At 59.9% G+C, this 26,905-nt stretch carries 17 protein-coding genes and 1 riboswitch; of the genes, 12 read left to right on the forward strand and 5 right to left on the reverse strand.

Going from position 1 to position 26,905, the window contains the following annotated elements; translation table 11 throughout:
- The first annotated feature begins 22 nt into the window (after nt 1-22).
- Together ACFOTD_RS31730 and ACFOTD_RS31735 are read left to right on the forward strand one after the other, a co-directional pair.
- A complete protein-coding gene (locus ACFOTD_RS31730) occupies nt 23-886 on the forward strand; it encodes an RCC1 domain-containing protein (protein WP_378123975.1) in 864 nt (287 codons plus the stop codon).
- A gap of 52 nt (nt 887-938) precedes the next feature.
- Entirely contained in the window at nt 939-1,394 is a 456-nt protein-coding gene (locus ACFOTD_RS31735; protein WP_378123977.1) for a DinB family protein, read from the forward strand.
- Nucleotides 1,395-1,517: 123 nt separating this feature from the next.
- Here the strand turns inward: ACFOTD_RS31735 and ACFOTD_RS31740 are convergent, their stop codons facing one another.
- The 3 genes from ACFOTD_RS31740 to ACFOTD_RS31750 all read right to left on the reverse strand — a co-directional run bounded on the left by ACFOTD_RS31740 (nt 1,518) and on the right by ACFOTD_RS31750 (nt 3,482).
- Nucleotides 1,518-1,922: a VOC family protein gene (locus ACFOTD_RS31740; protein WP_378123978.1), complete on the reverse strand. Its 405-nt coding sequence runs from the start codon at nt 1,920-1,922 to the stop codon at nt 1,518-1,520.
- Nucleotides 1,923-2,033: 111 nt separating this feature from the next.
- Nucleotides 2,034-2,972 (reverse strand): NADP-dependent oxidoreductase, encoded by a 939-nt coding sequence (locus ACFOTD_RS31745; protein ID WP_378123979.1) that lies wholly within the window; start codon nt 2,970-2,972, stop codon nt 2,034-2,036.
- Nucleotides 2,973-3,014: 42 nt separating this feature from the next.
- A complete protein-coding gene (locus ACFOTD_RS31750) occupies nt 3,015-3,482 on the reverse strand; it encodes a MarR family winged helix-turn-helix transcriptional regulator (RefSeq protein WP_378123980.1) in 468 nt (155 codons plus the stop codon).
- 172 nt (nt 3,483-3,654) lie between these two features.
- On the opposite strand from ACFOTD_RS31750, the gene ACFOTD_RS31755 reads away from it, so the two are divergent.
- The 6 genes from ACFOTD_RS31755 to ACFOTD_RS31780 all read left to right on the forward strand — a co-directional run bounded on the left by ACFOTD_RS31755 (nt 3,655) and on the right by ACFOTD_RS31780 (nt 12,970).
- Nucleotides 3,655-3,993 carry a VOC family protein gene (locus tag ACFOTD_RS31755; RefSeq protein ID WP_378123981.1) on the forward strand — a complete coding sequence of 113 codons (339 nt, stop codon included), beginning with the start codon at nt 3,655-3,657 and terminating at the stop codon, nt 3,991-3,993.
- 281 nt (nt 3,994-4,274) lie between these two features.
- A riboswitch (guanidine-I (ykkC/yxkD leader) is annotated at nt 4,275-4,379 on the forward strand.
- A gap of 66 nt (nt 4,380-4,445) precedes the next feature.
- Nucleotides 4,446-5,789, forward strand: a complete 1,344-nt coding sequence (locus tag ACFOTD_RS31760) for an APC family permease (RefSeq protein WP_378123982.1) — start codon at nt 4,446-4,448, stop codon at nt 5,787-5,789.
- Nucleotides 5,790-5,834: 45 nt separating this feature from the next.
- Complete coding sequence (locus ACFOTD_RS31765) at nt 5,835-6,539, forward strand: urea amidolyase associated protein UAAP1 (RefSeq protein ID WP_378123983.1); 705 nt, start codon at nt 5,835-5,837, stop codon at nt 6,537-6,539.
- Between the two features lie 24 nt (nt 6,540-6,563).
- Entirely contained in the window at nt 6,564-7,214 is a 651-nt protein-coding gene (locus tag ACFOTD_RS31770) for an urea amidolyase associated protein UAAP2 (RefSeq protein ID WP_378123984.1), read from the forward strand.
- Between the two features lie 48 nt (nt 7,215-7,262).
- On the forward strand, nt 7,263-10,913 hold the full coding sequence (uca, locus tag ACFOTD_RS31775; RefSeq protein ID WP_378123985.1) for an urea carboxylase: 3,651 nt from the start codon (nt 7,263-7,265) through the stop codon (nt 10,911-10,913).
- On the forward strand, nt 10,910-12,970 hold the full coding sequence (locus ACFOTD_RS31780) for an allophanate hydrolase (RefSeq protein ID WP_378123986.1): 2,061 nt from the start codon (nt 10,910-10,912) through the stop codon (nt 12,968-12,970). The genes uca and ACFOTD_RS31780 overlap by 4 nt, the downstream gene beginning before the upstream one ends.
- A gap of 589 nt (nt 12,971-13,559) precedes the next feature.
- Here ACFOTD_RS31780 and ACFOTD_RS31785 read toward each other — a convergent pair.
- Both ACFOTD_RS31785 and ACFOTD_RS31790 read right to left on the reverse strand, forming a co-directional pair.
- Nucleotides 13,560-15,074 (reverse strand): response regulator transcription factor, encoded by a 1,515-nt coding sequence (locus tag ACFOTD_RS31785; RefSeq protein ID WP_378123987.1) that lies wholly within the window; start codon nt 15,072-15,074, stop codon nt 13,560-13,562.
- The gene (locus ACFOTD_RS31790; RefSeq protein ID WP_378123988.1) at nt 15,075-16,865 is read right to left on the reverse strand and encodes a sensor histidine kinase; all 1,791 of its coding nucleotides are present in this window, start codon (nt 16,863-16,865) and stop codon (nt 15,075-15,077) included.
- A 155-nt stretch (nt 16,866-17,020) separates the two neighbouring features.
- On the opposite strand from ACFOTD_RS31790, the gene ACFOTD_RS31795 reads away from it, so the two are divergent.
- From ACFOTD_RS31795 to ACFOTD_RS31810, 4 genes are all read left to right on the forward strand, one after another.
- Nucleotides 17,021-18,376, forward strand: coding sequence for an ABC transporter substrate-binding protein (locus tag ACFOTD_RS31795; RefSeq protein WP_378123989.1), 1,356 nt, complete (start codon nt 17,021-17,023; stop codon nt 18,374-18,376).
- Between the two features lie 35 nt (nt 18,377-18,411).
- Nucleotides 18,412-19,281, forward strand: coding sequence for a carbohydrate ABC transporter permease (locus ACFOTD_RS31800; protein WP_378123990.1), 870 nt, complete (start codon nt 18,412-18,414; stop codon nt 19,279-19,281).
- Nucleotides 19,278-20,096 carry a carbohydrate ABC transporter permease gene (locus ACFOTD_RS31805; RefSeq protein WP_378123991.1) on the forward strand — a complete coding sequence of 273 codons (819 nt, stop codon included), beginning with the start codon at nt 19,278-19,280 and terminating at the stop codon, nt 20,094-20,096. Before ACFOTD_RS31800 ends, ACFOTD_RS31805 begins: the two co-directional genes overlap by 4 nt.
- A gap of 940 nt (nt 20,097-21,036) precedes the next feature.
- Entirely contained in the window at nt 21,037-26,490 is a 5,454-nt protein-coding gene (locus ACFOTD_RS31810) for an S-layer homology domain-containing protein (protein ID WP_378123992.1), read from the forward strand.
- Nucleotides 26,491-26,905: the final 415 nt, after the last annotated feature.

A 26,905-nucleotide genomic window follows, 5' to 3' on the forward strand; every position in this document is an offset into this window, starting at 1 on the left:
AAAATCCGAGGGAGCTGCGGTTATGGTGAAACATTTGCCTAAAGATACCATAGCCGCCGGCCAACGACATACCGTCGCTCTTCAGTCGAACGGAACGCCGGTCGCTGCGGGCGATAATAAGTGCGGCCAATGCAAGGTTGGCGATTGGCGCGATATTGTAGCGGTCGCGGCCGGGAATGTTCATATGGCCACGAACACGGGGAATGCGCATACGATCGGGCTTAGATCGGACGGTACGGTAGCGGCTGTCGGGTGGAACAAGCATGGCCAATGCGACGTACACGACTGGCGCGATATTATCGCTATTGCGGCAGGTTGGCGTCGTACCGTCGGGCTTAAATCGAACGGTACCGTATTGGCTGCAGGTCGTAATCAAGAAGGCCAATGCGATGTAAACGACTGGCGCGATATCGTCGCGATAGCGGCAGGCGACTGGCATACCGTCGGTCTTCAAAGGGATGGTACGCTGGCGGCTGCAGGCAATAATCGGTACGGCCAATGCAATATAAGCGGCTGGAGCGGCATGGTGGCTGTAACGGCGGGTTATCTCCATACCGTCGGTCTTCAATCGGACGGAACGGTGGCGTCAGTTGGCTTGAACGGTCATGGCCAATGCGACACTAACGGTTGGCGCGATATGGTGGAGATAGCGGCGGGGAGTTATCATACTGTCGGTCTTAAATCCGACGGCACGGTGGAGGCTGTAGGCCAAAATGAACATGGCCAATGCAACTTAAGCAACTGGCGGAATATTGTTGCGGTGGCGGCGGGGTGCGCGCATACGCTCGGGCTTAGATCGGACGGCACGATGGTTGCTGCGGGCAATAACGAGTACGGCCAATGCGATGTAGGCGATTGGCGTGGCATCCAACTTGTCCTCGAATAAAAGTCAGGGTGAAGCCGCGACCACGAGATTATTGTGAAAAGGGGAAGCCGAAATGAAAACGATCAAGCGCATGATGGAGCACCTGTACTGGGCGGACGAACGCATCTTGGACGCGCTCGAGGAGAGCGAGACGAGGAACAAGGACCTCCTGAAGCTGGTTCGTCACGTCGCGATCGCGGAACGAGTCTGGCTGTCCCGATTGCAGGGCAAGGGCAGCGCGCAGTATTCGTTGTGGGAGGAGGCGGAGGACCTGGCGGCGATCCGGACGATGTTCGAGGAAAACGCCGAGCAGTATCGCGTCTATATCGAAGGTCTCGCGGAATCCGAGTTGGACGAGATGGTCGACTATGCCAACCAGAGCGGGGTTCCGTTCCGAACCTCCGTCCGGGATATCCTGTCGCAGGTCCTCTTGCATGGGCAATATCACCGGGGACAGATCAACCGGGCGCTTCGGAGCGAATCGGCAGAGCCTGTCCAGGTTGATTACATTACGTTTGCGAGGCTCTAGAGCCCAAGAATACGTTGCCGCTCGAACCGATGTGAACCGCATACCGAACCTTTCCAAACTATATAGCCGGTTAAAATGAAGAGACCATTGCTCAACGCAATGGTCTCTCTCATCGTCAGCCCTTCAACGCCTGTCGCTGAACCGTTTGATTGCGTCCTCGGTCACCGGCGCGAACAGGTTAACCAGGTTGCCGTCGGGATCTCGAAACAGCGTGGCACGGTTTCCCCAGGGCATCGTTGTAGGTTCCTTCACCCACTCGTCGACTAGCGGCTTCAAGCGCTCGTATTCGGCATCGACATCGTCGACGCGAAGCTCGATGATGACGGAGCGATTGGCGGCCGCCACCGCAGAACCGGCGCCGAACAGCGGCACCGTCTGGGAATGGCCGATCGCCAGCGTGCACGATGGCATCACCAGCTCGGCAAAGACAGGTGCGGGGCGCTTTGCCGTAACGCCCGTAATCTTCTCATAAAAAGCAACGAGACGATCGACGTCGTCGGTAATGATACGTACAGAAGCAAAGTTCATCGGACAACATCCTTCCTTATACATCGCCTTATCTTCTAATGCTTTACAACCTACTCCGATCATACATAGTCACCACTGACAACAGTATGGCATCAGCGTAGCGTCAATCCATTAGATGGAGCCGGCCTGCAGCAGGATTCTTCCCCGGCCGTGTCTGGCTTCGCTTTTCTCGAGCGCTTCCTGCGCCTTGCTTAACGGGAATACGGAATCTATTTTAGCTTTTATGGTACCTTCGGCCATTAATTCCGTTAAGCTTTCCAAGTCCTGGCGGGTAGGGAGTTTGGTATTGAACTTCGCTGTAACGCCATGCTTCAGGGCATTCTCCTGGGACGGATCTTGGGTCAACGAGACGAAGATGCCGCCTTTTTTCAGAACGGGCCAGGACCTGGTCTCCGTCTCGCCGCCCACTGAATCGACGACCAGATCTACTTCGCCAGCGACGTTTTCAAATTTCGTCGTCGTATAGTCGATGACTTGATCCGCGCCCAACGACTTAACAAAGTCCAGGTTGGCGGTCGAAGCCGTGGCGATCACGGTTGCTCCCTTCCATTTGGCCAACTGAACGGCAAACTGTCCGACGCCGCCCGCAGCCGCATGCAAGAGAACGGTTTGGCCGGCTTGGAGTTCGCCTTCGGTGAACAATGCCTTCCAGGCCGCTTCGGCTCCTGCCTTAATCGTTGCCGCATCTTCGAAGGTGAGGTTCTCGGGCAACTTGATCAACTCCTGGGCCTTGGCGACGCCATATTCCGCATAAGCGCCTCTGATCATACCGAATACGCGATCGCCGGGCTTGAACGCCGTTACGCCTGGCCCTGCCTCCTCGATAACGCCTGAAGCGTAAAAGCCGGGGATGTAGGGCATCGTTACCGGGAAAACATTTTGAAGCCCCCCGTTGCGAATCTTGAAGTCGAGCGGAATGACCGCAGCGTACACGATGCGAACGAGCGCTTCGTCCGCCGCCGGTTGGGGGCGATCGACCGTTACTGCCTTTAGGACATCCGGACCGCCGTATTCATGAACCTGAATCGCTTGCATGGTTTTATTCGACATTTGAATTCTCCTCCGATATTTATCGTTTTGATTGATTTCGTTTTAATTTTCCAGTACGGCGGTGATTTTTTTGGCCAGGGCTACGAACTGCGCTTTTTCTTCCTCATTTAAATTTTCGATCGTGATCTCTTCCATCTTGCTCCAGGCTTGATTGACTCTGGATTCAAGTTCGCGTCCTGCCTCGGTGAGCGATACGAGCGTGACTCGTTTATCTTCTTCGGAGCGGCTGCAGGTGACGAGCCCCGCATCATCCAATCGCCGAACGGATTTTGCGATGGTCGAGTGATCCAGGCGCAACGACCTCGAGAGACTATTCTGAGATTGGCTGTCCCGCTGCCATAGCTGCATCAGTACGAGCTCCTGCCCCGGGTACAAGCCGGCTTCCCGAAGCAGTTGTCCCGCAACGCGATGGTGGGAACGAGCCAAGCTGAAAATCGAGAAGCTTACGGGGAACCGGGTGACCGCGCTGATTTCATTTTCAATCGCATCATTGTTGTCGTTGCTCTTCAAAGCCGTCATCGCCCCTTATTATGTGGTCGTCAACATATTTCGTATTCCTAAGATAACATTCATATATGTGGTCGTCAACATAAATTAAAGCAGTCTCCGCCTCTAGCTGTTCATTCCAATACAATCTGCTAAAATATGGTCGTAAGCACCTTGTGATTGGGGGAGTGCGATCTTGAGGCTAAACCATCTCAACCTGACCGTCACCGACGTTAAAGCGACTGCCGACTTCCTGGTTCATTACTTTGATCTGCAGATCGGAACCACCCGCGGCAGCGGCTTTGCGGTGTTGTTCGACGACAGCGGGTTCGTGCTTACTTTGATGAAAGGCAAGCAAGTCGCTTATCCGGACACGTTTCATATCGGCTTCATTCAAGCCAGCGAGGAGCGGGTGAACGAGATCAATCAGAGGCTGAGGGACGATGGGTTTGAAGTGGATCCCCCGCAGCGCTCCCACGCGTGGACGTTCTACGTCAAAGCGCCTGGCGGGTTTTTGGTCGAGGTTCTTCATTGATCGCCGATTTCTAGACAACTAATCGTTCATCTGCAAAGCCCTTTCCAAAATAAGAGCCCGTAAACAAGCTTCACACAATGCGGGCCGCTTCTTTTTGGCAATGAGGGCTTTTTTGCGTTGAAAATCAGAAAAAAAGCTTGCTTGCGTTAGGTATGAAGACATAAAAACATCCTTATTTCAAAAAGATGCTTGAAAACTTCAAATTGTATGTTATGTTAACTAACATAAATGATTGAAGCACATTAATGCCTGTTAGCTTATCTGCTTCATCCAACTACATACGAATTGTTTTCTAGGGTTCCGCGGCGCTTGCATCGCCGGTCTGGTCCAAGAGAAGACGCACGGCACAGCGGCCGTGTCCACGGAGGGATAAAAGCCCGGGAGGATATGTTACATATCTTCCCGCGGCTTTTTATTTTTGTTTTTTTGAGACAGGAAAGGGGAGCTAAGGGATGAAACAAGAGGTTACGCTTCGCCAATCGCTAACGCTGGTTCAGGTCGTCGCGCTGGGCTTGGCCTGGATGACGCCGATGATTTACTTTTCCGTATTCGGCATCGCGTACGACGCTTCGAAGGGGATGATTGCCGAAGCCTACTCACTGTCGGTCGTGGCGATCTTTTTCACGGCATACAGCTACAGCGTCATGGCGAAGGTTTTCCCGGGCTCCGGCTCGTCGTACACGTACGTGAAAAAATCGATGCACCCGATTCCGGGATTCACGGTGGGCTGGGCGATTCTGCTGGACTATCTGTTCTCGCCGATCATTGCATGCCTGACGTTCGGCATCTACCTGCACGCTCAGTTCCCGGCCGTTCCGGCTTTCGTCTGGATCATCCTGCTCAACATCGTGCTGGCCGTCGTCAATATCGCGGGCATCCAGTTTTCCGCCAGCCTCAGCAAGCTGTTCGTCTTGTTCCAGATCATCTTCATCGCGCTGTTCTGCGGCTACCTGATCAAAGGCTTCCATGGCTTCGACGGCGTGGCGCAGCCCTTCGCGAACCTCGGTGTCGGCTTGCCGACCATCCTTGCGGGCGCCTCGATCATCTGCTTTTCCTTTCTCGGCTTCGATACGGTGTCGACCTTGGCGGAGGAAACCATCGAACCTAAGAAAACGATCCCCCGTGCGATTATGCTCATCATTCTGATCGCCAGCGTGCTCTACGTCGTCACCTCGTACCTTATCCAGGTTTCGTATCCGCACCTGACGTTCGTTAACATGGATTCGGCCGGCTTCGAGCTGATGAAGATGGCGGGCGGCGCGACGCTCGGCGCGATTTTCACCACCGTCCTGATCTTCGCGATCTTCACGCAGGGGCTGACGTCGGTGACGAGCGTCTCCCGGCTGCTGTACGTGCTCGGACGCGATTCGATACTGCCCCAGGGTTTTTTCGGCAAGCTTCATCCGAAGTACCGGACGCCGGTGAACAATATCGTGCTGGTCACCATCGTCTCGCTGCTGGCGCTGGTGATCAGCCTGGATATGGCCGTGAAGTTCGTCAGCTTTGGCGCGTTGACCTCGTTTGCCTTTGTCAACCTATCTGTCATCGCAGAGTGCTATATCAAGCGCAGACAGCGGACGTTGAAGCAGACCTTCCAATACTTGATCTTCCCGCTGGCGGGCGCCTCGTTCATCGTGTGGCTGATCACGCTGCTGGACGCGAATGCGCTGACGCTGGGCTGCATCTGGCTCGCGGCTGGCCTTGTTTATTATCTGTTCCGCACCAGAAAGTCGCGCTCGTTCAGCGCTTCGGCGAATTTGTTCGAAGGCGCGCCTGCCGGAATCAAGAGCGAATAAAAAATGGTGTTATGTAAATTTCATCGGGAAAGAGAGAGGATCAGGATGTTGAACACTGTCATCGGCGCAGGGGGAAAATGGTCGGGCCGCATCGGACGCGGCAAGCAGCTTCGCTTCACGGCACTGGAGGCCGGGGCGAACGTGTCGCTGATGCTGTTCCACGCGCACGATCTGACCGAGCGCTACAACATGCCGGATACGTTAAAGGCCCAATATACGGCGCATTTGACGACGGGGCATACGCTTATGAGCGACAACGGCCGAGTGCTCGCCAGCATCGTGCAAGACGAGCTCGGCTGGCACGATCCGATCGGCGGTTATACGACAAGAGCGCTAACGGACGACCGATACGGCCGCACGACCTACCAGGCGCTCCGCAACGACTGGCTGCGCAGCGGCCAGGAGAACTTCGCGGTCGAGCTGACCCGTCACGGACTGGGCATGCGCGACATGATGCCGGTCGTCAACCTGTTTTCCAAAGTGTACTGCGACGAGAACGGCGCGATGCACTATGAGCAAGAACACTGTCCGGCAGGGGCGTCGGTGACGCTCCGAACGGAGATGGACGTCGTCCTGGCGCTGTCGAACACGCCGAATCCGCTGGACGGGCGCGCGTTATACCCTTCGGTTCCCGTGAGGCTGGAAGTGACGCAAGCGGAGCCGGTTCGCGAGGATGACGCATGCGTCAACCGCCGCGACGAGAACCGCCGGGCATTCGAGAATACATGGAATTATTATTCGCTTATCTAATCGGGCACAGGGGAGGAAAAGAGAATGGGCGCATTTCACCGAGTAGAAAGTCCGCGCAAGCCGGAGCAGGCGGTCTATGACGACATCATTCCGGCCGGAGACGGATGGATGCGCGATCTGGAGCCCGGACAGGTGCTGAGGATCGTCGATCTGGAAGGCAACCAGGCCGCGGACACGCTATTTTACGACGCCGATTATCCGGAGGATCATTATGCGGCGGCAGCGACGATCGCCATGCAGGGCAACATCTATCTTACGACGGGATCGGTCCTGCTAGCGGAGTCCGGGAAGGCGCTGCTCACGATCGTCGCCGACACCTGCGGCAGGCACGACACGTTAGGCGGTTCCTGCTCGGCGCAGAGCAACACCGTCCGCTACGCGCACGAGAAAGAATACATGCACAACTGCCGCGACACTTTTATGCTCCAGCTGGCGAAGCGGGGCGGCGGCTACGGCAAGCGGGATCTGGCGCCGAACATTAACTTCTTCATGAATGTGCCGGTCACGCCCGAGGGCGGCCTGAAGTTCGACGACGGCGTCTCGTCGCCGGGGGCTTACGTGGAGCTGCTGTCTCACGGTCGGACGACGGCGCTGATCAGCAACTGCCCGCAACTGAACAATCCGTGCAACGCCTACAATCCGACGCCGATCCGCGTCCTCATCTGGAACGAGTAACGACGAGCGGTCATCAAGCGCCTTGAGGGGAAAAAGGAGACGAACGCCATGTTCAACAAAGTATTGATCGCCAACCGGGGCGCCATTGCCGTCCGGATCGAGCGCACGTTGCGCAAGCTCGGGATCGCGTCCGTCGCCGTCTATACGACTGCCGACCAAGATAGTCTGCATGTCGATCATGCCGACGAAGCCGTTCTGATCGGGGACGGTCCGGCCAAGGAAAGCTACCTGAACGCGGAGCTCATCCTCAACATCGCGAAGGAGCGCGGCGTTGACGCGATCCATCCGGGCTACGGCTTTCTGAGCGAAAATGCGGACTTTGCCCGGGCTTGCGAGGAGAGCGGCATTGCGTTCATCGGACCTTCCGCGGCGCAGATGGAAGCGTTCGGACTGAAGCACTCGGCCCGGGAGCTCGCGACGAAGGCCCGAGTGCCGCTCCTGCCGGGTACGCCGCTCATCACGGAGCTGGACGAAGCGATCGCGCATGCGGATGCGATCGGCTATCCGGTTATCTTGAAAAGCACCGCCGGCGGCGGCGGCATCGGGATGCGCGTCTGCGCGGACGAAGAGGCGCTGCTCGCGGCGTTCGACAGCGTGCGGCGCCTGGCGGAGACGAACTTCAAGAACGGCGGCGTGTTCCTGGAAAAGTATATCGCTAAAGCGCGCCACGTGGAGGTCCAGATCTTCGGCAACCGGTTCGGCGAGGTCGTCGCGCTCGGCGAGCGCGATTGCTCCGTGCAGCGCCGCAACCAGAAGGTCGTCGAGGAGAGCCCGGCGCCCAGCTTCCCGGCCGACGTCAGAGCCGAGATGCTCGCCAGCGCGCGGCGGCTGGCGGGCGAAGCCGGCTACCGTAGCGCCGGCACGGTCGAATTCCTTTACGATCCGGCCAGTCTCCGCTTTTATTTCCTCGAGGTCAACACGCGGCTTCAGGTCGAGCACGGCGTCACCGAAGAGGTGCTCGGCATCGATCTCGTCGAGTGGATGATCCGCGAGGCGGCCGACGAGCTGCGTGATCTGGAGACGCTGTTCGGGGAGCCTGCCGGACATAGCATTCAAGCGCGCGTCTACGCCGAAGACTGCCTGCAGCAGTTCCGCCCGAGCGCGGGACAGCTCGACCAGGTGCGGTTGTCCGCGCATGCGCGCAACGAGACGTGGGTGCGCGACGGCATTACGGTCACGACGTTGTACGATCCGATGCTCGCCAAGGTCATCGTGCACGGGACGGATCGCGCCGATGCGATCGCGAAGCTGAAGCGGGCGCTCTCCGAGACGCGCTTTTACGGCATCACGACGAACCTGCAGTACGTCGAGGCGCTGCTGGACGAACCGGCTTTCGCGGATGGCGACGTGTTCACGCAGCTGCTCGGCGACTTCGCCCCCGGCGAGTCGGCGATCGAGGTGCTGGATGGCGGCGTGCAGACGACCGTGCAGGATTGGCCGGGACGCGCCGGCTACTGGGACGTCGGCGTGCCGCCTTGCGGACCGATGGATCCGCTCGCCTTCCGCACGGGCAACGCGCTGCTCGGCAACCCCGAGGACGCGAGCGGCCTGGAGCTGACGCTGCGCGGCGGCGCTTATAAGTTCCGCGAGTCCATGTGGCTGTGCGTCGCCGGCGCGGACATGAAGCCGGCGCTGGACGACGCGCCGATTCCGATGTACGAGCCGGTACGGGCGGAGCGCGGCCAGGTGCTGTCCTTCGGCGAAGCGGGCGAGGGCTTGCGCGCCTACCTGCTCGTCGCCGGCGGCTTCGACATGCCGCTGACGCTGGGCAGCGCGTCGACCTTCACGCTCGGCGGCTTCGGCGGACACGGCGGCCGCGCGCTGCGTGCCGGCGACGTGCTGAATGTGCGCCGGGAAAGCCGGGAAGGCAAGGCGCCTCCGCGGCTGCTCGGGTTGCCCGAAGCTTACCGCCCCGCGATCGCGCGGGAATGGACGATCGGCGTCATTCCCGGTCCGCACTGCACGGGGGAATTCCTCAAGCCGGAATATTTGGAGCAGCTTGCGGCAACGCGCTTCGAAGTCCACTTCAACAGCTCCCGCACGGGCGTCCGGCTCATCGGCCCGGCGCCGCTCTGGGCGCGCGAGGACGGGGGAGAAGCAGGGCTGCATCCGTCCAACATTCACGACAACGCTTATGCGATCGGGACGCTCGACTTGACCGGCGACATGCCGATTCTGCTCGGCCCGGACGGACCGAGTCTCGGCGGCTTCGTCTGCCCGGTGACGACCGCTTCGGCGGAGTTCTGGAAGCTCGGCCAGCTGCATGCCGGCGACGGGGTTCGCTTCCGGCTCGTCACGCTGGAGCAAGCGGAGGAGATGCGGCGCGTTCAGGAAGCGCAGCTGCAGACGATCGCGGAAGGCGGCCGCGAGGAACTGCGAATCTTGACGCTCCCGGAGGAAGCCGCAGCATTCACGCCCGAATATCCGATTCTGCATAGCGCGTCCGAAGGGCGGAACTTCAGGATAACGATCCGCTGCAGCGGCGACGAGAACCTGCTCGTCGAATACGGCTCGCTCGAGCTCGACCTGCTGCTGCGCTTCCAGGTGCATGCGCTGATCGAAGCGATCCGCGCCCAGGACGCCATTCCCGCGCTCGATCTGACGCCCGGCGTCCGCTCGGTGCAGGTGCGTATCGATCCGAAGCGCACGACGGTCAGCCGCGTCGCCATGCAGCTGCTTGAGCTGGACGCCGGGCTGCCGCCGCTCGCTTCGATCCAAGTGCCGTCCCGCATCGTCCGCTTGCCGCTGTCCTGGGACGATCCGGCGACGCAGCTCGCGATCGATCGCTACCAGCAGAACGTGCGCCCCGACGCCCCTTGGTGCCCGAGCAACCTGGAGTTCATCCGCAGGGTGAACGGACTCGCCGGCATCGACGACGTGCAGCGCATCGTGTTCGACGCCAGCTATCTCGTGCTCGGCCTCGGCGACGTTTACCTGGGGGCGCCGCTCGCCACGCCGCTCGATCCTCGGCACAGGCTCGTGACGACCAAGTATAATCCGGCCCGCACCTGGACGCCGGAAAATGCCGTCGGCATCGGCGGCGCCTACATGTGCGTCTACGGCATGGAAGGGCCGGGCGGCTACCAATTCGTCGGCCGTACGATCCAGATGTGGAACAAGCTGCGCACGACGGCCAGCTTCGTGTCCGGCAAGCCGTGGCTGCTCCGGTTTTTCGACCAGATCCAGTTCTATCCGGTCAGCGCGGAGGAGCTGCTCGTCCTGCGGGAGGATTTCCTCCGAGGTCGCTTCGAGGCGGACATTACGGAGACGACGTTCGATCTGGGCGAGTATTTGCAGTTCCTTTCTTCAATAGAAGAGAGCGCCGGACAGTTCCGCGCGCAGCAGCAGCGGGCGTTCCGGGAGGAACGCGAGGACTGGAAGACGCGGGGGCTGGCGGAATACGTGTCGGAGCAGGAACCGAGCAAGGCGGCAAGCGACGACGAGCTGCCGGAAGAGGTCGACGCGGTCCGCTGCTCGATGCCGGGCAGCATGTGGAAGGTACAGGTCGTAACGGGCGAGCGGGTGTGCAAGGGCGACACGCTGTTCATCGTCGAGTCGATGAAAATGGAATTTTCCCAGAATGCGCCGTACGACGGCATCGTTCACTCGGTTCACGTGAAGCCGGGGGATACGGTGCATGCCGGGCAGCTGGTCGTGGGCATCGCCAAGTCTGAGGAGAAGGAGCTGGCGGTGGTATGAGCGAGACTGCGTTCGAATTCGCGGAGCAACTGACGGTGGATTGGTTAAAATCGCAGTACGAGAGCGGCCGGCTGACGCCGCGCGACGTGGCGGCCGAGATCGTCCGGCGCGCCGAAGCGGACCGGGACATGAACATCTGGATCAGTCCGCCGACGCTGGATGCGATCGAGCCTTACCTTGCGCGGCTCGACGAGCTGGATCTGAAGCAGGCGCCATTATGGGGCATTCCGTTCGCCGTCAAGGATAACATCGACGTGGCGAACGTGCCGACGACGGCCGGCTGCGCGGACTATGCGTATGTGCCGTCCGCGCATGCGACGGTCGTGCAGCGGTTGATCGAGGCGGGCGCGGTTCCGGTCGGCAAAGCGAATCTCGACCAGTTCGCCACCGGGCTGGTCGGCATGCGCAGCCCATACGGCGAGGCGCGCAACGCGCTGCGCCCGGAGCTGATCAGCGGCGGCTCGAGCTCCGGCTCGGCGGTCGCGGTGGCTCGGGGCCAGGCGGCGTTTGCACTAGGCACCGATACGGCCGGTTCCGGCCGCGTGCCCGCGGCGCTTAACGGGCTCGTCGGCTGGAAGCCGAGCGTCGGCGCCTGGCCGGTCGCGGGGATGGTGCCGGCCTGCGAGAGCCTGGACTGCATCACGGTTTTCGCGCATCGGCTGGACGAAGCCGACCTGGTCGACCGGACCGTTCGAGGCCTGGCGCCGCACGATCCTTGGTCGAAGGACATTCCGCGCCGGCAGGGCTCGGAACCAAGTCTTCCCGCCAAGGTCTACCTCCCGAGCGAGCCGCCGGCGTTCTACGGTCCGTTCGCAGACGGCTATCGTCTCGCTTGGGAGCGCGCGAAGGCGCAGCTTGAGCGGCTCGGCATCGCGGTGGCATACGTGGACATGGCATTGTTCGATGAGGCCGCCGCGCTATTATACGAAGGGCCGTGGGTTGCCGAACGCTGGGCGGCGCTCGGCGAATTCGTCGAGTCGCATCCGGGCAGCGCGTTTCCCGTGACGGAGCGGATTCTGCGGACGGGCGCCGATCCGACGTACCATGCCGCCCGCCTGTTCAAGGCGCAGCATCGGCTGCAGGCTTTGAAGCGTCAGGCGCAGCAGCTGCTCGCGGGCGGCGCGCTCGTCTTGCCGACGGCAGGCGGAACCTGGACTCGCGACGAAGCGAGACAGGACCCGATTGCGACCAATCGCGCGATGGGCCTTTACACGAACCATTGCAACCTGCTCGACTTATGTGCCGTTGCCGTCCCCGCCGGGCTCGCAGGCGAGAAGCTGCCGTTCGGCATTACGCTGTTTGCTTTGTCGGGGCAAGAGGATCTGCTCGTCGGGCTTGCGGAGCGCTATGGCGACGACCCATGGCATGCGAAGCCGGAACCGGAATCGCAGCCGGAGCCCGAGCCGGCGTCAGCGCGTGAGCCAAAAGCCGAGCCCAACTACGAGCCCAACTACGAGCCCAACTACGAGCCCGACCACGAGCCCAACTACGAGCCCAACTACGAGCTCAACCACGAGCCCAACTACGAGCCCAACTACGAGCCCAACTACGAGCCCAACTACGAGCCCTACCACGAGTCCAACTATGAGCCCAACTATGAGCCCAACCACGAGTCCAACTACGAGCCCAACTATGAGCCCAACCACGATCCCGACCACGAGCCCGTGACGCTCGTAGCCGTCTGCGGCTTGCACATGCGAGGCTTCCCGCTCGAAGCGCAGATGAAGGCGCATGGCGCGACGTTTATTCGCGAAGCGTATACGATCGCCAAGTACAAGCTGGTACGGCTGCCCACGCAACCGGCCAAGCCGGGTCTGCTGAAGCAGACCGCTGGCGGCGCCGCCATCTCGGTTGAGCTGTGGGAGATGCCGCTCGCCCGCTTCGGATCCTTCGCGGCGGCGATTCCGGGGCCGCTCGGGATCGGCAAGGTGGAGCTGGCGGACGGAACGGAAGTGCCCGGCTTCATCTGCGAAGGCTGGGCGGAGCGGGGGGCCGAGGACATTACGGCATTTGGCGGCTGGCGGGCAGCGATGGCGACACCGGCGACAGCCGAGTAGGGGCGCCGCCGCGCAGCCAATGCTGCCGCAAGATGCACAAGAATTGTGCATCTATGAACCCGGAGAGCCGCCGCGCGGCCAGTGTTATCGCAAGATGCACAAGAATTGTGCATCTATGAACCGGGAGCGCCGCCGCGAGGCCAGTGTTATCGCAAGATGCACAAGAATTGTGCATCTATGAACCCGGAGAGCCGCCGCGCGGCCAGTGTTATCGCAAGATGCACAAGAATTGTGCATCTATGAACCGGGAGCGCCGCCGCGCGGCCAGTGTTATCGCAAGATGCACAAGAATTGTGCATCTAACAAGCAGAAGCGCGGCCTCGCTGCTAATGCTGCCGCAAGATGCACAAAAATTGTGCATCTAACAAGCAGAAGCGCCGCCGCGCGGCTAATGCTGCCGCAAGATGCACAAAAATTGTGCATCTAACAAGCAGAAGCGCCGCCGCGCGGCCAATGCTGCCGCAAGATGCACAAAAATTGTGCATCTAACAAGCAGAAGCGCCGCCGCTCGGCCGATGCTGCCGTAGGATGCACAAAAATTGTGCATCTAACAAGCAAAAGCGCCACTGCGCGGTTTACATGCTGCCCGTCACGGCTTGCCGCTCCGATAATCGCTCGGACTTGCGCCGGTATGCTGCTTGAATACTTTGCTGAAATAAAACGGGTCCGAATACCCCACATGCTCGGCGATCTCCTTGATCAGCACGAACGGGTGCGCCTTCATGAACCGGCAGGCTTCCTCCATGCGCAGATGGAGCAGATAGTCGGGAATGGAAAGGCGATAGGCGCGTTTGAAGACGCGATTCAAATAGGCCGGGTGCAGCTGAAACGATTCCGCGATCGCGGTGAGCGAGATGTTTTCGTGAAAATGCCCTTCCATGTACGACTTGGCTTCCTCGGCCCAGTCCCGCGCCGACGCCTGATCCGGATCTACCTTGAAGAAATAGGCGCTCCAAATCTCCTTCACTTGTACCAACAACTCCGCCGGACCCTTGGCCCGCCACACTTCCTCGCGCAGCTCGGATTCCATCGCTTGTTTGCCGGCAAATTCGGTTTTAAAGGCGTCTGACTGCAAGCCGTGCAGCGAGTGAGAGGCGTAGAGTAGCAGCTCCTCCCAGCCTTTCCTCGTCTTCGGCAGGGCGCGTCCCGGCTGGAACAGCGACTCCAGCTCTTTGACGAACAACTGCCGCTGATGCTTCACGATAAACGGCGCCATCCGCGACAAAGCCGGTTGAAGCTGCTCCAGGATGGGGCCCGTCTCCTCCGGCGCGACGTCGCGCGTCCATTGGCAGCTCGCAGGGAATCGGCTTGCCGTCAAGGCGAGCTTTTTGCATTCGGCCAGCAGAGCTGGAACCGGCTGAATGCCCTTGACCGACACCGCCAGCAGCACCGTAATCCCTTGCTCGTTCTGGAGCCGTTCCGTCAGCGCCTGCGTCCACTCATTGCGCCGCTCGGGCGAGAGCGAATGAACGCCGAACAGCGAGATGTGTTCATTGCCCGCCGCAGAAGGAAGCGGGATACGATTTTCCCCTTCCCGCAGCAGCGGCGAACAGGCGGCTTCGAGGCCGGCCGGCAGGTCGCCGAGCGGACTCCAGGCGTACGCGACGATATAATTGCCGTGATAAAAAAGCTCCTGCGCGATCTCCTTCCACGACAAACCCGGCATGTCCGGTTCCTGCGCCGACTCGAGCAGCTGCCTGGCGATCTCCCGTTCGAGCAGCGACTGATTCAGCAGCAGCTTCTCCTTCAGCTTGCCGAGCAGGCTGCCGATATCCTCGTCCGTGGCGGGCTTGAGCAAGTAATCGGTCACGCCCAGCTGAATGGCTTCCCGCAAATATTGAAAATCATGGTGCCCGCTCAGCACCGCGAACTGGACGTCCGGCAGCTTCGCCTTGACCTGCGCGATCAGCTCCAATCCGTTCATGACCGGCATGCGGATATCGGTGAGCAGCACGTGCGGCTGCGTCCAATGCAATTCCACCAGCGCGTCTTCTCCGTTGTTGTAGGCGCCGACGACCTTGAAGTCCGGACCGAGCGATTTGACTTTTTCCTTGAGGTTGCGCAGGATCCGGGGCTCGTCTTCGACGATGATCATTCGGAACATTCAGGACGACCTCCTCACGGTAATGATAAAAGCCGCCCCTTGCGCGCGGTTTTCCAGCTCGAAACGTACGCGTTCGTTCCAGAACAGCCTGCAGCGCGTCAGCGTATTGACGATGCCGAGGTGGCCGAGGCCTTGCGCCGACAGCATCTCGAGCTGCCGGATCTTGCCTTCGTTTAACTCGCCGATCAGGGCCGTCGTCTCCGCGTACGCTTCCTCGGTGAAGCCGGAGCCGTTATCTTCGATCCGGATCGCCAAGGCCGAACCATCCCCGGCAAGCGTCACTCCGATGGTAATGATCCATGGCGGGCGCGACTGCTGGAAGCCGTGCGAGAACGCATTCTCGGCGAGCGGCTGGAGCAGGAACTTGGGCACCGGTTCTTCTTCGAGCGCCGGCTCGACCCGGACCTCGTAGCTGAATTGCCCCTCGTACCTGAACTGCATGAGCGCCATGTACTGCACCGTATATTGCATCTCTTGCTTCAGCGTCACCGAGTCGGACAACGCGTTCGTCGAGTAGCGAAGCATGCCGCTCAGCTGCTGCGAGATCCGGGCATACTCCGGGAAGCCCGATTCGTCCGCATAAGAGGCCATCGAGGTCAGCGTGTTGAACAGGAAATGCGGGTTCATTTGCGCGTACATCGCTTGCAGGTGGGCCAGATTTTCCCGTTTCTGCGCCTGGATCATCTCGTTGAGCGAATGGTTGAGCCGCTCCTTCATATCCTCGAACGTCGAATAGAGAATGGCGATTTCCTTGGTGCTCTTCAGCTTTTTGACGGGAAACGTGTTGACGTTGTCGATATTCAATTTCTCCAGCCGCTTCTGCAAGTACCGGATCGGAGAGGAGATGTTGGCGGACAGCACGTAGGCGATGGCGAGCGAGACGAGTTCGCCCAGCAGCGCCAGTATCCAGGTGATCCGCCTCAGGTGCGCGATCGGCTGCATGAACTCCGTCTTGGGCTGCTGGATCACGACCGTGAGGCCGCTGTAGTCCGACCGGAGCCGGCTCCAGATGTCCGCTTCCCCGTCGTCCGTCCGTTTGACCTCTTCGATGCTCCCGGACCCTGCGGGAATGACCGGCTTCTCGGCGCCGTCCGTCCCGGCGGGGTAGAAGAGGCTGCCGCGGTCATTTATAACGAAGACCCTGGCCTTCGAATCCGCGTTCCGCCCGGTCTCCATCGTCTCCTCCAGCAGATCGTAAGTCTGCTGAACCTCTACCACTGCAGGGGGCTGAGAGGGCGGGAATCGGAAGCTGCGGACGAGGGAAAAATGAAAAGGATGGTTGTCCTGCCATTCGCTGCGGTGCGGCGGAACGAGCAGCTTTTCCCCGTCCAGCGCCAGCGCGTCTTTAATCCAGGCCGCCCCTTTCATCTGACCTTTTAGATCGGAGACGGTGTTCATATTCTGTCCGTAGGTCAGAAAAAAGCCGTCCAGCTTGATCAGGCTGATCTGCGTGGCGATGAACCAAGGGCCGTTGAGCGAGGCGAGCAGGTCCTCGTATTTTTTGCGTTTCGTGAAGCTCTGGTAAGTCGACGTGTCTTCCTCGCTTTGCTCAAGCAAGTAATTTTTAATATCGGAGCTATAGATGACCTGCGCCGAGATGCGGTCCAGATCCTCAATGAGATGATCGAGCGCTTCCTGATAGCGGAACAGCTGCTGCCGGTTCATTTCTTCCCCGCGTTCCATCAGATCCTTGGAAGTCTGCGTGTAAAACAGATAGCTGCTGCATGCCACGAGGATGGAACATAGGAGCGTGAAGCTTAGAAACAGCCGCGTCTGAATGGTGACCTGCATGCCTTCCCCTCCTAGTCGCATTGTATCATGAGGACTGCCGGCGATTCCGGGAGGTTCGAAAATTACAGGGGGCAAGTTCAGTATTTCCATTCCGCAATTTTTCGCCAGGCACTATGATGAGGAAGCAATCAAGGCCAATTAGCGGAGGGGTTAACATGTATAAAGGCAATAAAGCGGTAGCGGTCCTGCTCGGATGCACGATGCTGCTGGCGGCGTGCGGACAAGGCAACAACAATAATAGCGAGAGCAGCGCTTCCCCAAGCAGCGAGGCAAGCGGGTCGGCATCGGCTTCCGCATCGGCCCCTGCATCCACGCAGGCGACAGATAAAAAGCCGGTCAAGCTGAAGGTGCTCGTCGCCAGCGACTGGCTGAAAGAGAAAAAGTGGCAGACGGTATTCGACGACTACGAAAAGCAATCGGGCAACACGCTCGATATCCAGAGCGCACCCGTCAACAATTACAAGGATCTGGTGAATACGCGCCTGGCCACGCAGGATGCGCCCGACCTGCTCTTCTACTGGAGCCAGGAAGGCTCGATCAAGCAGCTGCAGCCTGAAAAGAACCTGGTCGACCTCAGCAACGAAGAGTTCGCCTCCCGCATCAACCCGGCCGTCAGCAAGTACTTCCTCAAGACGGACGGCAAGCTGTACGGCATTCCGGTCACGGGACTGAGCGTCGGCGGCGTTCTCTACAATAAAAAGGTGTTTGCGGACCTCGGCATCGAGATTCCGAAAACCTACGACGAGCTGCTCGCCGCGAGCGATAAGATCAAAGCCGCCGGCATCACGCCGATCTACGAGGCGGGCAAAGAAGGCTGGCCGCTGCAGCTCTTCACCTTCAGCGCGATGGCCGACGTCATCAACAAGCAGCCGGATCTGATGGAGAAGATCAACACGCGCCAGACGACCTTCGATCAGGTGCCCGAGTACGTCGACGCGCTTCAGAAGCAAGCCGACCTGCAGAAAAAAGGTTACGTGAACAAAGACCTGTTCTCCGGCACCTACGACATGTCGCTGGAGCAGCTCGCCACCGGCAAAGCCGCAATGATCTTCCAGGCGGACTGGGCCGTGAGCCCGCTAATCGAGAAATACCCGGACGCGCAGATCGGCATGTTCCCGCTGCCGTGGGACGGCGACAATTATGCGTCGATCTCCGACCCGAACGGCCTGTACGTGCTTAAAAACTCCAAAAACGTCGAAGCCGCCATGGATTTCGTCAAGTTTTTCAGCAGCCAGGACGAGCTCTCCAAGTACTTCAACACCGTCAAGTCGATCCCGACCTGGACCGGTCTGACCGTCGATCTGAACCCGGGCACTTCGGATATGAACGCGTATGTCGAGAGTGGCAAGGCGGTTCCGTTCTTCAACGCGCTGTCCGTCGTCGACATCGGCGATTATCAGAGCCTGCTGCAGCAGCTGTACGGCGGCCAATTGTCGGCCAAGGAAGTGGCTGCGGGCGTACAGTCTAACATAGATAAAGGGGCAAAAGCGGCGGGCGTCGCCGGCTTCTAATAGAAAGCCCCCGTACGGAAGGAGTGTGAGGAACCATGCTGCATAGAAAGATGTATCCCGTTTGGTTAATCGTTCCCGCGCTCGTCATATACGCAGTGCTCTACATTTTTCCGACGGCGTCCGGCTTCTATTATTCGTTGACGGACTGGTCTCCTTACAAAGACAGCATCAAGGTGATCGGCTTCGATCAATTCGTCGATCTGTTCCGCACCAAAGCGATGTACACCGCCATGAAGCATACGGTTATCTACGCGGCGATCGTCACGATCTTTCAGAACGGGCTGGGCGTGCTCCTGGCCCTCTTTCTGAACGCGAAGCTGGCCGGACGCAACTTTTTCCGAAGCGTGTTTTTTATGCCGTGCATCCTGAGCGCGCTTGTCGTCGGCTATATGTTCACGATCGTGCTGCATCCGGACGGCATCTTTAACCAGCTGCTGGATCAAATCGGGCTATCGTCGTTGACGAAGGACTGGTTCGGCGATCCCAAGCTCGCGCTGTATTCGGTGACGGCGGTTAACGTATGGCAGTGGGCAGGCTCCTCGATGGCGCTCTATCTGGCGGGCCTTCAAGGCATCTCCAAGGATATGCTGGAGGCCGCCGTCATCGACGGCACGACGTACGGCCAGCGTCTCCGTTATGTCGTCATGCCGATTCTGGCGCCGGTCGTGACGATCAGCGTGCTGCTCAGCATGATCGGTTCGATGAAGACGTTCGAGCTGATCTACGTGACGACGGGCGGCGGCCCGGGCGGCGCGACCGAAGTCATGAACACGTTTATTTTCAAACAGTTCGGCTCGGGTCTGTATGCGTACGGCACTGCGGCAAACGTCATCTTGTTCCTGTCGGTCGGCATCGTCTCGGTGCTGCTGGTGAAGCTGATGCGGAGAGGGGAGACGGCGGTATGACATCGCGATACGGACCATGGCTGCGCACCGTGCTGGCGGTATTGGGCAGTCTCGTTATTTTGCTGCCGCTCCTGCTCGTCGTGCTCGGATCGCTCAAAAATCCGGCCGAAGCGGCGAAGCTCAATCTCAGTCTGCCGAGCGAGTGGATGTGGTCGAACTACAAGACAGTATTCGTCGAAGGCCGCTTGCTGAACGGGTTCAAGAACAGCGTGTTGGTGACGTTATCCACGGTGATACTGACGATCGGCGCCGGGTCGATGAGCGCTTATTTCGTGTCAAGGCGGCACGGGCGCTGGGTTTCGTTTTTGTTCATCTTCTTTTTCGCGGGGATGATCGCGCCTCCGTCGATGATTCCGTCGATCAAGCTGCTCAAGTCCCTGCATATCTCGGGCGAGTTTATCGGCCTGATCTTATTCTTAACGGCATTATACTTGCCGCTAACCATCTTCATCATGAGCGGCTTCGTCAGGACGCTGCCGAGAGAACTCGACGAGGCGGCTACGATCGACGGCGCCAGCGGATTTTACACGTTCAGCCGGGTCATCTTCCCGCTGCTCAAGCCTTCGATCGCTACGGTGACGATTTTCGTCTCCATCTACGCATGGAACGACTTCGCGAATACGCTGTACATCATCAGCGACAGCAGCAAGTGGACCTTGCCTTTCTCCGTGTACAACTTCGTCTCCCAGTACGGGACGGAGTGGCAGTACGTCTTTGCCGATCTGCTGTCGGTCATGCTCCCGATTCTGATCGTCTATCTGTTCCTGCAGCGCTACATCATCGAAGGGATGACGGCGGGCTCGGTCAAGGGCTGAGCATGGCGCGTGAAACGTTGGAACGAACGTCGATGGCTTAAGGGTGAAGCCTGAGGCTAAAGTAAACCGCAAATGGTGCGAAGAGGCGCTGAGGAGCGCCTTTTTGCTGTGGTGCGAGTTGAGTGTGGAGTTAACCGGAAAAACCGGCTAACTGAGCCAAGGAGCGCAGGTTGAGTGTGGAGTTAACCGGAAAAACCGGCTAACTGCACCAAGGAGCGCAGGTTGAGTGTGGAGTTAACCGGAAAAACCGGCTAACTGCACCAAGGAGCGCAGGTTGAGTGTGGAGTTAACCGGAAAAACCGGCTAACTGAGCCAAGGAACGCAGGTGGAGTGTGGAGTTAACCGGAAAAACCGGCTAACTGCGCCAAGGAGCGCTGGTTGCGTGCGGAGATAGCGGGAAAAACCGGCTAACTGCGCCAAGAAGTGCAGGTTGCGTGTGGAGATAGCGGGAAAAACCGGCTAACTGCGCCCAATGGCGCGAAGAGACGCTGTACAGCGTCTCTTTGCTGATCCGCGCCGCCAATCGGCACGAAGAGACGCTGAGCAGCGTCTCTTTGCGGATCCGCGCCGCCATCGGCACGAAGAGGCGCTGATCAGCGTCTCTTTGCTAGTCCGCGCCGCCATTCGACACAAAGTAGCGCTATAGAGCGTCTCTTTGCTGATTCGAGCCGCAAATCGGCACAAAGTAGCGCTGTGCAGCGCCTCTTTGCTAATCCGCGCCTCTTCTCTGATCCGCGAAGAACGCGCCTTCGCTGTCTTTTTATAACAGAAGAAGCCCGGGAAACGAATCTTCAAAAAGTCCGAATATTGCATGGCCGAGGTTAAGTATTTCCATTCTCTATGCCCATGCGGCCCTTTAACATAGGTTCTGAAATCGCTTTTAAGGAAAAGCGAGGCAGCAATCGCATTCCAAAAACAGATCAAAGGGAGAGGAAGTCAATTGTCTAAGCCCGGCACAAGGATAAAGAAATTCGGTCTTCGGACCGTGTCGCTGACGCTCGCCGCAGCGTTATCCGTTTCCGCGTTCGCGACGGCTGCGCAAGCGGCCCAACCGCAAGAGGGACTAAACGTAATTAACGCCGTAACATTCAAAACGCAGGCAGGGGGCGTCTATGACGGAATGCCGCTTTTCGACGGCAACCCCGATCACCTGAACGCCTTCGTCGACACCTACTTCGACTATATCGGTCTTGAAGGCGCTTCCTTGTACGCGACGGGCATTCGCGACAATTATACCTTCGTCATGGACGACAATCCGCGCAAAGGAAAAGTAGTACCGGGCGGCATCGCGGCGGCGGACAACCCCTATGGCGTCTCCACCGACTTCGCTTCCCTGCTCGGCCTGGGGCAAACGTGGAACAAAGATCTCGCCGCGCAGGTCGGACAGGTGATGGGCAGCGAGAAAATCAGCCAGCTGAACGTGAAGCAAGGCACGTCCAACATTCACAACGGCGCCGGCGCGTCCAAGCCGATCGCGTTCACCGCGATTACGGATATGCGGGTCAATCCGCTTAACGGCCGGTTCGCCGAAGGCTACGGCGAAGACACGCATCTGACCGCCACCATGGTGGACAGCATGTCGGCAGGCCTGGCGGGCACGAACCAAAGCGTCAGCGAAGACGGCTTCTGGCAGCGCGCGATCGTCGGCACCCGGCACTATTCGTTGTACAACGCGGAGTGGTTCCGCCAATCCGCCAGCTACAACGCCAGCGCGAGAGCGATCTACGAATATCATGCGCCATCGGTGTTCAAGGCGTTCGCCTCGGGCTCCATGGCCGGCGCGATGACCGCGTTCGGGCGCACGAACGGCGTTCCGAACATCATCTCCCCTTACCTGGCGCTGGGCAACGAGCGTGCCCGGTTCGGCATGTATTCCTCGCCCGATTTTAACGCCGAGAATCATATGTATACGAGCGGCAACTCGGGCAACGGCTACGACACGCAGTACACGCCCGACCGCAAGCATGCGCTGGCGCTGATGGTGCTGGCGGAGTCCGAGTCGACGCGCGCGTCCGGCACGGACAAGACCGACGTCGTCACGCTGGCCAATGCCGTCAAGGAAGGGCTGTACGGCATCACGCTGGCGGATGTCCAGAAGGCCGGCAGGCCGCTCATTAACCAGCTGGTTCGGATCGGCGTATTCAACGAGACGGATGCCAGCGGCGTGCCTTTGCAATATCCGTTCGCGAATCAGGCCAAGGATGTCGCCTCGACGCTGACGGATTACAACACGCCGGCGCATCAAGAGGTGGCCATGCAGGAGGCGCGCGAGACGGTCGTCCTGCTGAAAAACGTAGACGGCGCGCTGCCGCTGTCCAAGACTAAAAAGGCGGCAATCGGCGGACTGTACGCCGATACGCGGATCGTGGCGCAAAACGGCTTGAATACGCCGAACATCGCCATCGCCAGCAAGTCGCCTTTGTACAGCATCTTGAAGACGATCGGCATGGGCAATGCGAAGTATGCGTCCGGCAACGAAGTCGTCGCGCTGAAGTCCGTGCTGAACGGCAAGTACGTTACCGCCGGCACAGGCGCGGGCTCCCAGCTGAACGCGAGCTTCGCAGGGGCCGCGAACGCGCTGACGGATGCGCAGCTGTTCGAGGTGGCGGACTGGGGACAGAACGCGACGGGCTTGCAGTCCAAGGCGAACGGCCTTTGGGTCACCTCGCCGACCGCGAACAGCTCGAGCGTAGCCAACTCCAATGCCTCCGTGCTGTATCTGACCGATTCGGACTGGTCTAACCTGACGGCCAAGGCAAGAAGCAGCACCATCCCGCCGAAGCTTCGCTTCGAATCGAATAACGACAATACGGTTTCCATCGTCGCGGGCGGCCTGGCTTTCCAGACGGGTATCTTCAGCGGCCGCTTCCTCGCAGCAAGCTCGGACGGCATGATTGCGACCGCGGCTTCCGCCATCGGCAACGCGGCAGCCTTCAACGACCGCGGCGACGCGGTTAAATTTGAAAAGACGACGGTCAAGCAGCCTGGCGCAGACATCGCGGCGATGGCCGATACGCAGGATTACGCGCTCGTATTCGTAGGCGCCGATCCTAGAAACAGCGCTTCGGAAGGCAACGACCGTGCCAGCCTGTATCTGGGACAGAACGATTACGCGCTCGCCAAGAACGTCGCGGCCGCCTTTGCCGCGAAGAACAAGAAAACGATCGTCGTCGTCCTGGCGAATTCGCCGGTCATTGTCGACCAGCTGCAAAAGGACCCGAACATCTCCGCGATCGTTACGCAGCCTTACGCGGGAGAGTTCGATTCGCAGGGATTGACGGACGTGCTCTACGGCGACTATGCCCCTACCGGCCGTCTGACGACGACCTGGTACGCGGATATGAGCGCACTCCCCAACATCGATAAATACGACATTCCCGAAGGCAACGCGACTATCTCTTCCTTGAGCCAGCTGGATCCTCGTTACGTCAAGGACATGCTGGACGGGGATCCGGTTCAGACGCAGCTGACCTACATGTATACGAAGGCGCCGGTCACGTATCCGTTCGGGTACGGCCTGGGTTATGCCGAGTTTACGTACAGCAACTTTGCCGCGCCGGACTCGGCGTCCAAAGCGGGCAAGTTCAATCTTGCCGTCGAAATCACGAACGAAGGCGCCCTGACCACCTCCGAGGTCGTGCAGCTGTACGCGCGGAAAAACGGGTCCGCCTACGGCGACAAGGTACCGGCTAAAAAGCTCGTTGCCTACGATAAAGTGGAGCTCACCGCCGGCGAACACAAGATCGTCACGCTCAGCGTCGATCCCGAGGATCTGGCGATCTGGGACGTGAACAAGGGCGAATATATCGTCGAGGACGGCGCTTACACGTTCATGGTGGGCCATTCCTCTGCCGACATTCGCGCAACCAAAGACATCACGATTTCCGGCGACGCGCTCGCGACGCTGGATGCCAAGACGGCATTTAACGTATTCGACCATGCGTACAACTCCCAGGCAGTTGTGTACCGCGAAGCCTCGAAGGCGCGTACTGTCGAGAGCTTGCGGGAAGACAAGCAAGCAGGCGCTTTTTATGCGGTCATGTCCAAGGGCGCAGGCTCCTGGGTCGCGCTGCCGAAGGCGGACTTCACGGGCGCCAAAAAAATCGAAGCAAGCGTAGGCACGAACGGAGCGGGCGGCAACATTACGCTGCGGGCGGACTCGCCGACGGCCGAGCCGTTCGCGACGATCGCCGTGCCGGTCACGGGCAAGACGACTTATGTCATGCCGACGGCCGCCGATCAGACGGTCAATGAACTTGGTTATGTGAAAGTCGAGGCTGCCGTAGCGGCGGCGCCTGCGGGTACGCATACGGTGTACGTCGTCTTCGAAGCCGCCGACCTGCGCATCGATTCCCTGCAGGTGACGCAAACGGCCGTGAACATCGCCAAGCCGGTGGACGGCGCGGCTCTGCCGGCCGCGAAGCCGGGCGTGGCGTACGATCAGACGCTGGCGCTCGAAGCAAGCGGCGGCACCGCTCCTTATACGTGGAGCGTGACCGGACTGCCCGAGGGACTGAGCTTCGACGCCGCGACGGGCAAGATCACGGGCACCGTTGCGGACGGCGCAGTAGATAGCAGTCCGTATACGGTGACGATCTCGGCGACGGATGCGAACGACGAGAAGGTATCGGTCACGAACACGCTGGCCATCGGCGACGTGCTGGGCATCGGCTCGCCGGAAGGCGGAGTCGTACCGGCGGCCAAGGTTGGCGCGGCATACAGCGTGCAGCTGGCGGCTTATGGCGGCACGGAGCCTTACGCCTGGACGGTGACGGGACTGCCGGAAGGGCTGGCGCTGGATGCTGGAGCGCAGAAGATTAGCGGCGTTCCGGCTGCGGGCACGGATGTCGACAGCCCGTACGAAGTCGTCATTCGCGTGACGGATTCCGCCAATGTTTCCCGGGAAATGACGGCATCTCTGACCGTCTCGCCGTCGGATCCGGTCGATCCGGGGACGGAAGAACTGGCGATTGTGACCCCGGCTGCGGGCAGCGCGATCGTATCGGGCAATGAAGGCGGCGCGTACGATCAGGCGCTGACGCTGACGGCCACGGGCGGCACGGAGCCGTATACGTGGAGCGTAAGCGGTTTGCCGACGGGATTGACGTTCGATCCAGCGACATTGCGCATCTCCGGTACGCCGACGAGCAGCGGTACGTTCCCGCTGACGATCACGGCGACGGATGCGGAAGAACGCACGGCAACGGTAGCGGCGAGCCTGACGATCGCGCCGATCTATGTGCCGCCGTATGTGCCGCCGGTGACGACGCCGGTTACAGAGACGAATCAACCGGATGCCGAAGGCAAGTTGAAAGTAACGGATAAGATGCTGACGGTGGGCGACGCGGGAGCATCCGTGACGCTGCCTGCCGGCACGAAGACGGCGCAGCTGCCGGCAAGCTTGCTCGGCAAGGCGGAAGGCAAAAGCCTGGCGCTTAAAGCTGACGGCTTGTCGTTAAACCTGCCGGCAGCCGTGCTGAAGCAGCTGGCGGCAGCGATTCCGGCGGATCGCCTCGGCGATGCGCAGGTGCAAGTATCGTTTAAGGCAGTCGACGCTGCTGCGGCTGCGCAAGCGGTCGGCGTCTCAACCGACGCGACTGCAGTAAAGCTGGCAGGCGACGTTATCGAGTTCACGCTGACCGTCGTCGTTGGCGATGCCAGCACGGCCGTGACGACGTTTGAAGCGCCGATCACGCTGACGCTGAAGGCGGATGGCGTCACGAATCCGAAGCTCGGCGGCATCTTCTACCTGGCGGGCAACGGACAGCGCCAGTATGTCGACAGCAAGTACGTAGACGGCGCTTATGTCGCGCAGATTCAACACTTCAGCAAGTATGCGGTGCTTGAAGTCTCCAAGAACTTCGCCGACGTTCCGGCTTCGCACTGGGCGATCGACGTAATCAAGGAGCTGGCGGCCAAGCAGATTGTCGGCGGTACGAGCGAAACGACGTTCGAGCCGAGCCGCACGATCACGCGCGCCGAGTTCACGCAGCTGCTGGCAGGCGCGCTGAAGCTGACGGACGAAGGCACGCAGTCCTTCGCCGACGTGTCCGCTGGCGCCTGGTACGCGAAGCCGATCGCGCTGGCGGCGGAAGCCGGCATCGTGACGGGCCGCGGCGACGGCACGTTCGACCCGAGCGGCGCGATCACCCGCCAGGAGATGGCGACGATGATCGTGAAGGCGTACCGCTATCTGCACGGCACCGCGGCAGCGGCCGGCGCAGGCGCAAGCTTCGCCGACGCGGACCGCATCGCCGCTTGGGCGGCGCCGTACGTGGCCGAAGCTTCGTCGCTCGGCCTGCTGTCCGGCCGGGGCGCAGGACAGTTCGCGCCGCAAGGCGTAACGACCCGCGCCGAAGCCGCGCAGTCGGTGTACAATTTGCTGCAAAAGTAACAGCATGCAAGAGAGACGCAATGAACGCCAAGCCCCCGAGGGCTTGGCGTTTTTTCTGCGCAGAGGCGGGAGAGTGAGACACCACGGTCACGCCATAACGCGGAAAATCGGACTGCGAGTCGGCGCGGCGGGGAGGCGGCAGAGGCGATAGTTGTTAGAAGGCAGCTAATTCCGCTCCGCAATCGTAAAGTGAGCAAATTAGCTGTTGAAAAGCAGTTAATGCCCCGAAGTATGGACGAAAACGCCTCTTTCGCAGGAATTAAATGCCTTTTAACACTTAATTCCTTTGGCGCGGATCGATGAGGGGAAACAGTTGCTTTTTAACAACTAATCGATGGCGGCGGCAGGTGAGCTGCGCGAGTGGCGGTCATCGGAGTTGCGGCAGGTGAGCAGCGCGAGTGGCGGTCGTCGGAGT

This window comes from Cohnella sp. GCM10012308 (genome assembly GCF_042649185.1).
Taxonomy (GTDB): Bacteria; Bacillota; Bacilli; order Paenibacillales; family Paenibacillaceae; genus Cohnella.